Origin of the sequence: Paenibacillus sp. Lou8.1 (assembly GCF_024213565.1) — a bacterium.
GTDB classification, from domain to species: domain Bacteria; phylum Bacillota; class Bacilli; order Paenibacillales; family Paenibacillaceae; genus Paenibacillus; species Paenibacillus polymyxa_B.
The window spans coordinates 55,771-62,258 of record NZ_JANAVN010000025.1; the positions used below are offsets into that span (position 1 = coordinate 55,771).

Annotated in this window: 7 protein-coding genes; 5 read left to right on the forward strand and 2 right to left on the reverse strand. The window is 43.1% G+C overall.

Annotated elements, in window-relative coordinates:
* The first annotated feature begins 45 nt into the window (after positions 1–45).
* The 3 genes from sat (at position 46) to NLX78_RS25820 (ending at position 3,226) form a co-directional block, all read left to right on the forward strand.
* Positions 46–1,215: a sulfate adenylyltransferase gene (sat, locus tag NLX78_RS25810; RefSeq protein ID WP_254351865.1), complete on the forward strand. Its 1,170-nt coding sequence runs from the start codon at positions 46–48 to the stop codon at positions 1,213–1,215.
* A 68-nt stretch (positions 1,216–1,283) separates the two neighbouring features.
* The gene (gene cwlD, locus NLX78_RS25815; RefSeq protein WP_254351866.1) at positions 1,284–2,060 is read left to right on the forward strand and encodes an N-acetylmuramoyl-L-alanine amidase CwlD; all 777 of its coding nucleotides are present in this window, start codon (positions 1,284–1,286) and stop codon (positions 2,058–2,060) included.
* 59 nt (positions 2,061–2,119) lie between these two features.
* The gene (locus NLX78_RS25820) at positions 2,120–3,226 is read left to right on the forward strand and encodes an Mrp/NBP35 family ATP-binding protein (RefSeq protein ID WP_061831404.1); all 1,107 of its coding nucleotides are present in this window, start codon (positions 2,120–2,122) and stop codon (positions 3,224–3,226) included.
* Positions 3,227–3,261: 35 nt separating this feature from the next.
* Here the strand turns inward: NLX78_RS25820 and gerD are convergent, their stop codons facing one another.
* Positions 3,262–4,011: a spore germination lipoprotein GerD gene (gene gerD / locus NLX78_RS25825; RefSeq protein ID WP_254351867.1), complete on the reverse strand. Its 750-nt coding sequence runs from the start codon at positions 4,009–4,011 to the stop codon at positions 3,262–3,264.
* A 106-nt stretch (positions 4,012–4,117) separates the two neighbouring features.
* The gene (pdaB, locus tag NLX78_RS25830) at positions 4,118–4,897 is read right to left on the reverse strand and encodes a polysaccharide deacetylase family sporulation protein PdaB (RefSeq protein WP_061831406.1); all 780 of its coding nucleotides are present in this window, start codon (positions 4,895–4,897) and stop codon (positions 4,118–4,120) included.
* A 98-nt stretch (positions 4,898–4,995) separates the two neighbouring features.
* Here pdaB and NLX78_RS25835 point away from each other — a divergent pair, with 98 nt between their 5' ends.
* Together NLX78_RS25835 and NLX78_RS25840 are read left to right on the forward strand one after the other, a co-directional pair.
* Positions 4,996–5,610 (forward strand): stage II sporulation protein M, encoded by a 615-nt coding sequence (locus tag NLX78_RS25835; RefSeq protein WP_254351868.1) that lies wholly within the window; start codon positions 4,996–4,998, stop codon positions 5,608–5,610.
* Positions 5,611–5,802: 192 nt separating this feature from the next.
* Positions 5,803–6,033: a hypothetical protein gene (locus NLX78_RS25840; RefSeq protein WP_013312131.1), complete on the forward strand. Its 231-nt coding sequence runs from the start codon at positions 5,803–5,805 to the stop codon at positions 6,031–6,033.
* The last annotated feature ends 455 nt before the right edge of the window (positions 6,034–6,488 follow it).

Here is a 6,488-nt window from a genome sequence, read left to right on the forward strand (position 1 = left end):
TCAGGTAGCTATGAGTCATATTTATGAAGAGAAGGGAAGTGCATTATGACTGCAATTCTTCCGCATGGCGGAACACTTGTTGATAAAATCATTACAGGACCGAAGCAAAAAGCACTTTTGCAGGCCGCAGAGGAATTGTTTCCAATCCGTGTAAACTCATGGACCATTTCTGATCTGGATTTGATTGGAGTGGGGGCATTCTCTCCTTTGACGGGGTTTATGAATGAATCTGATTATCGGTCAGTGGTAACAGATATGCGTCTTGCCGATGGTACAGTCTGGAGTATTCCCATTACTCTTGCAGTTGCAGAAAGTGTAGCCAGTGAATTGAAATTAGGTCAGCAGGTGGCTTTGGTGGGTGAAACAGATGGTACTATTTATGCTGTACTTGATATTGAAAGTATTTATCAGGTAGATCAGGCTGAGGAAGCCAGACGAGTATTCAAGACGGATGACCCGGCTCATCCTGGCGTAAAAAAACTGTTAGATCGACCTGCTACGTATGTTGGTGGATGTGTGCAAGTGCTGAATCGGCCTGAGCCCACACAATTTAGTGAGTTTTACTATACACCATCACAGACACGCGACTATTTTGCAGAAAAAGGCTGGAAAACAGTAGTAGGATTTCAAACACGAAATCCGGTACACCGGGCACATGAGTACATCCAAAAAAGCGCGATGGAGATTGTGGATGCTTTGTTTCTAAACCCACTCGTTGGTGAAACCAAGTCAGATGACGTTCCGGCAGATGTGCGTATGAAGAGCTATCTGGTGCTGTTGGACAATTATTATCCGGCTGATCGGACTTTTCTGGGGGTATTTCCTGCTGCCATGCGATACGCGGGTCCTAGAGAGGCCATTTTCCATGCTATTGTGCGAAAAAACTATGGCTGCACCCATTTTATTGTTGGAAGGGATCATGCTGGTGTAGGAGACTATTATGGTACCTACGAAGCACAGGAAATTTTCAGGCACTTTACACCTGAAGAGCTGAGGATTACTCCATTGTTCTTTGAACACAGTTTTTATTGCACCCGATGTGGAAATATGGCCTCAAGTAAAACATGCCCACATCCCAAGGAGCATCATTTAACGCTCTCGGGCACCAAGGTACGGGAATTGTTGCGCTCTGGGGTTTGCCCGCCACCTGAATTTACACGACCAGAAGTCGCTCAAGTGCTGATTGAAGGTATGAAAGAATTTGTTCATGCCTGAGTTGTACTATCTACACGCCTCGTCCCATATAGATTATTAGTATCTGTATAGGACGGAGGCGTTTTGTTATGCAAAAAAATAATCGTAAAAACGAGGTTACACTGTGGATTCGCTATCGGACGTTGCAAAAAATGCTGTTGGGCTGTTGTCTCGCCGTTCTATTTATTACACTGGCATTGTATGAGATACCTGCTTCGAGAGCTTGGACCCATTGGAGTTTACCCCTTACTGGTAAAGTAATTGCCCTAGATGCTGGACACGGAGGGCCTGATGGAGGGGCGGTTAGCAAAGAAGGGATTATTGAAAAGGATATTAATCTGGCAATCGCTTTTTATTTGCGGGATTATTTACAGCAAGCAGGTGCTGTTGTTGTCATGACACGTGAGGATGATCGCGACCTGGCGCAGCAAGAAACGAAAGGTTATTCCAGAAGAAAAACGGAGGATTTGAAGCAGCGTGTGCGTATAATTGAGGAGCAGAAAGCAGACCTCTTTCTAAGTATCCATATGAACAGTATTCCGTCGAGCCGTTGGAGTGGAGCCCAAACCTTTTACGTACCTAACCATGCAGATAACGGGAATTTGGCGTCTTTAATTCAGGAAGAGATCAAACGCAACTTGGAAAATACGGACAGAGTGGCTAAGACCGTGAACACAGTTTATTTATTGAAAGCTCTCAAAATGCCATCAGCCCTTGTAGAAGTAGGATTTTTGTCCCATCCTGAGGAAGCTAGACGACTTAGTGACGTGAGCTATCAAAGGCAGGTGGCGGCGTCCATATATAAGGGGATTTTGCGTTACAGTGCCGGGGAAAAGGGGATCTCACCAGCACCTGAAGCCAGATAGTGGTATACTGTAAGTGTTTACCACTCCGTAATTCATTAGAGCAGAGGTGCTGATAATTCATGCAATCAAGAGAGCAAGTTATAGAGCTACTTCAACAAGTGCGGGAGCCTCATACAGGACGCCGTCTAGTCGATCTCCATTTTATTCGGGATGTGGTGGTTAAAGAGGATCGGGTATCCTTGACTGCCATTACCCTAAATAGCCAGGAAGAGACGCTGAAAGAGTTGGAACGAGAAATACGGCAGACATTAGAAGAGGCGGGATTAAGTCACGTTCATATTCGTATTCGTGAGGCATCTGAGCATGAAAAGTCTGCCCTTCAAAATGGAGAGGAGGCCGAGGAAGCGGCTGACCCGGTTTTGACCAAAGGACATGCTGTTGGCATGGAAGAACATGAGCTGCTTAGCCCAGCATCTGGCGTACGATTTATTGCCATTGCAAGCGGAAAGGGTGGTGTCGGAAAATCGACAGTAGCTGTAAATTTGGCGGCTGCTTTAGCTAGACAGGGGAAGCGTGTGGGTTTAATTGATGCGGATATCTATGGATTCAGTGTGCCGGATATGATTGGAGTAGAGGATGTGCCTTCTGTCGAAGATGGTATCATTCAGCCAGTGGAGCGATTTGGTATCAAAATCATGTCTATGGGCTTCTTTGTTAGAGAAAACAACCCGGTGATCTGGAGAGGTCCCATGCTGGGGAGAATGCTCAGACAGTTTTTTAGTGATGTCGAATGGGGAAAACTGGACTATATGATTCTCGATTTACCACCAGGCACTGGCGATGTAGCGCTTGACGTACATCAAATGATTCCGCAGAGTGAAGAAATCATTGTCACTACTCCACATGCGACGGCGGCTTTTGTAGCTGCACGTGCAGGCGCAATGGCGCTTCAAACGGATCATAAGATCATCGGCGTTGTGGAGAACATGTCTTATTATGTGTCCTCCACTGGAGAAAAGGACTATGTTTTTGGGCGAGGAGGGGGGGCTATGCTGGCAGACACTCTTCATACAAAACTTCTTGCTCAAATTCCGCTGGGTATTCCAGATAACCATCCGTCAGAGGCCGACTTTTCTCCATCTGTATATAAATCTGAGTCTGCCACGGGGACCATTTACAATGATATTGCTGCTCAGATTACGATTTTGCACACGGAATCTGAATAAAGAAAAAAGGCTGGTTTATTAAACCAGCCTTTTTATTATTGGCTTCCTCCTTGTTCTCCTTCGCCCCCACCTTCGCTACCTCCACCACCACCTTGCTTATCGCCGCCTGCACCGCTTTGCTCACCGGTTTTTTTCTCAACCTTGGGTTGAAGCTCCTCTTGTACGACGGTTTTGAGTAAATTCATAACCTCAAGTCGGAAAATCGGATTTTGCATGGCATCATGCATGACTGTCATAGATTGTTTGCGATATTCAGGGGTTTTAGTTAAGTCCATATACATTTTGGTTAATTCTGGTGACTTGAGCATTGCTTCAATTGATTTTTGATAAGAAGGGTCTTTTATAAGTTGCATATGAAGCTGTTTGCTTTGGCTGTTGATGGCTTTGGCAAATTCTCCGGCAAAACGTGGATCAGTCATAATTTTTTCGATTTCTTTTTTATATTCAGGTGATACCAAAGTATCTTTGACTGCGATCTTCATCTGTTCAGCCGATTGCATGGGCATAAGCATTTTCATTCCCATGCTACCACCAGACCCACCACCAGACCCACCCTCTTCACTGCTTTGACCGGATTGTCCTTCTTTGGATGAACTGTTTTCCCCGGTTAAAGCCTCCTCTACCGCTTTTTTTCCGTCATCGCTTTTCAGGATATCGACAACCATCGTTTTCATCTCTTTATAACTGTTCTGGGGGGGCGTAGAACCCTGATCCGAGCCGCATCCACTCAGTGCAACGCCCAGTACGCATACCGTGCTAACAAATCGCAAACGAGTCCAATTCATGGCCGTATTCCTCCTTCATCATGAATGTGGATAGTATGCGGATGAATGGGGAGAAATATGTCGATTTGCTTTTGGTTTTTAGCTGAGAACGATGTAAAATAACTCCTTAAAGACCCAGTGCCTGATCGCGTACCTCTTTGCCTTTTACTGTACCCTGTTGAAGCAGTTCGGATACAGTCACGAATTCATAGCCTTGTGCGCGCAACTTGTCAATAATGACGGGCAGGGCTTCATGCGTTTGTTTACAGGAATCACTGGCATGCAGAAGGACGATATCGCCAGGATGCGCTTTATTTACAACACGGTCGATTATGACCTGAGTACCAGGGTTTTTCCAGTCCAGGGAATCTGTATCCCACTGAATGGTTTTGTAGCCTAAAGTGCCGGCAACCTGAAGGACTCTTTTATCAAAGTCGCCATTAGGCATACGGATCAACTTCGGGGACTGTCCTGTCAGTTCGGTTAATGTGGTATGAGCAATTGAAATCTGTTTACGAATATCTTCATCGCTTAAGCTACTGTAATTTTCGTGTTTATGGCCATGACTGCCGATCTCAAATCCGCTTTCTTTAATCTGATTCACAAGTTCCGGATGTGTTTTACTCCAAGGGGCAGAAAGAAAAAAGGTGGACTTGGTCACTTTTTTATCCTCAAGGACTTTTAAGATGGGGGCAGTACGCTTATCGCCCCAACTAATATCAAAGGTGAGAGCGATCAACTTTTTGTCCGTGGGCACACTATAAATAGCGGTTGGTGCTTCCTCGGAAAAAACTGTAACATTATCGGTTTCTACATAAATGACTCCGACAGTAAAGATGGCTGCAGCCATTACGATTAAGAATCGTTTGATTTTTTTACCGTTTAATACATAAAAAAAAGAATTCATGGTTAATAACGCCCCTTTCATCCTAGAAGTGCTTGTTTACTTAAAGCTATGCCAGGGGTTGTCAATTATTCCATTGGGCTAATAGGAGGAATTATCAAATGGGACTAAACGCATTTTTTCACGACTTACACATGACAAGACGGTTAATTTTAATCTCTGCACTTCTTTTCTGCACAAGTATTATAGTGGGGTGGTTAAGTACAGGCACTATTCAATCCATGCTGGCGCAACAAATGGAGGGACTGGGAGAAGTAGCGCAGTACTTGCAGAATTCTGAGCATCCACAATGGAGTTTTTTTGTATTTATCTTTTTCAATAATGCAATTAAATGTGTGCTGGTCATATTTATGGGGGCTGTATTTGGAATCGTACCGTTTATATTTTTGATTGTGAACGGTATGGTTTTAGGGTTTGTAGTACACTTGCAGACAGATATGGGAAGAAGTATGTATGAAGTTGTTGTAAAAGGGTTACTGCCTCACGGTGTGATTGAATTGCCTGTTTTGATTATCGCCTGTGCCTTCGGATTGAAGTTTGGAATCAACATAATGTCTACTATAGGTACAAGCATAGGGCTAAAGCGCAAAGGAACTGGCCCATCGTGGAATGTATTTAGGAAACAAACGTTGAGGGTATCCCTATGGTCTGTCATCTTACTGCTTATAGCAGCTGCTATTGAGAGTGGCATAACTTATCGTTTATTGTCACAATAAAATATTATGGCCAATTATTTATATATTTCCTGAAAATTGAACATAACAAAGGGGAGAGCTTAAAGAGAAGCTGAAGATTAATCGGGGGAAGTTTGAAACCTTAGCAGTTGAGTTTAAAAACAGGTAAAGATTGGAACAATAGTTGAGCAAATATAAGTACTATATAATCTGCTGATAAGGGAGTTTGGTCATATGTTGGGAATGCTGTTTAACGAAAAAGAATGCAAGGAACTTGACTACGTTCTTCGTAAGGAGCTAGATGAAATGCTGCTTGATATGAGCGATACTCGATTGGATCAAGATATTCGCTACGCAATCGCACTTCGATATAAAACAGTCTTCCGCATGTATGCCCGTTTTGCACCCGCCAAGGAACTATCAAAATATGCTCGCAGAGGGCGAGTCCCACAAACCAAACAATAGATAGGTTAGAAAACATATCAGAGATATCAGGAAGTAAACTATTTTAAAAAGCTTATACTTTCTGATATCAAAAAAAGTATTGACTCTATTCAATATTCATGGTAAATTAATTTTCGTTCCTTTTTGAAGGATTTGCTCGAAAAAAGAAATTAAAAAAAACTCTTGCAAATTCTAAAAAGAGATGATATATTATAAAGGTCGCCACTGAGACGCGGTGACGAAACAAAGTAAGACATTATGCAAGTTTGATCTTTGAAAACTGAACAACGAGTGAGTACGGATTTTGTTTACAAAATCCAACGCAGAAATTTTGGTACATGCCATTAGGTTGTATGAAATGGAAGCGAAAATGAGATATTTTATCTCGTCAGTTTCAAAATGAGCTTATCGCTCTTTCTATAAACTAACTTCGGTTGGTCTTTAATGGAGAGTTTGATCCTGGCTCAGGACGAACG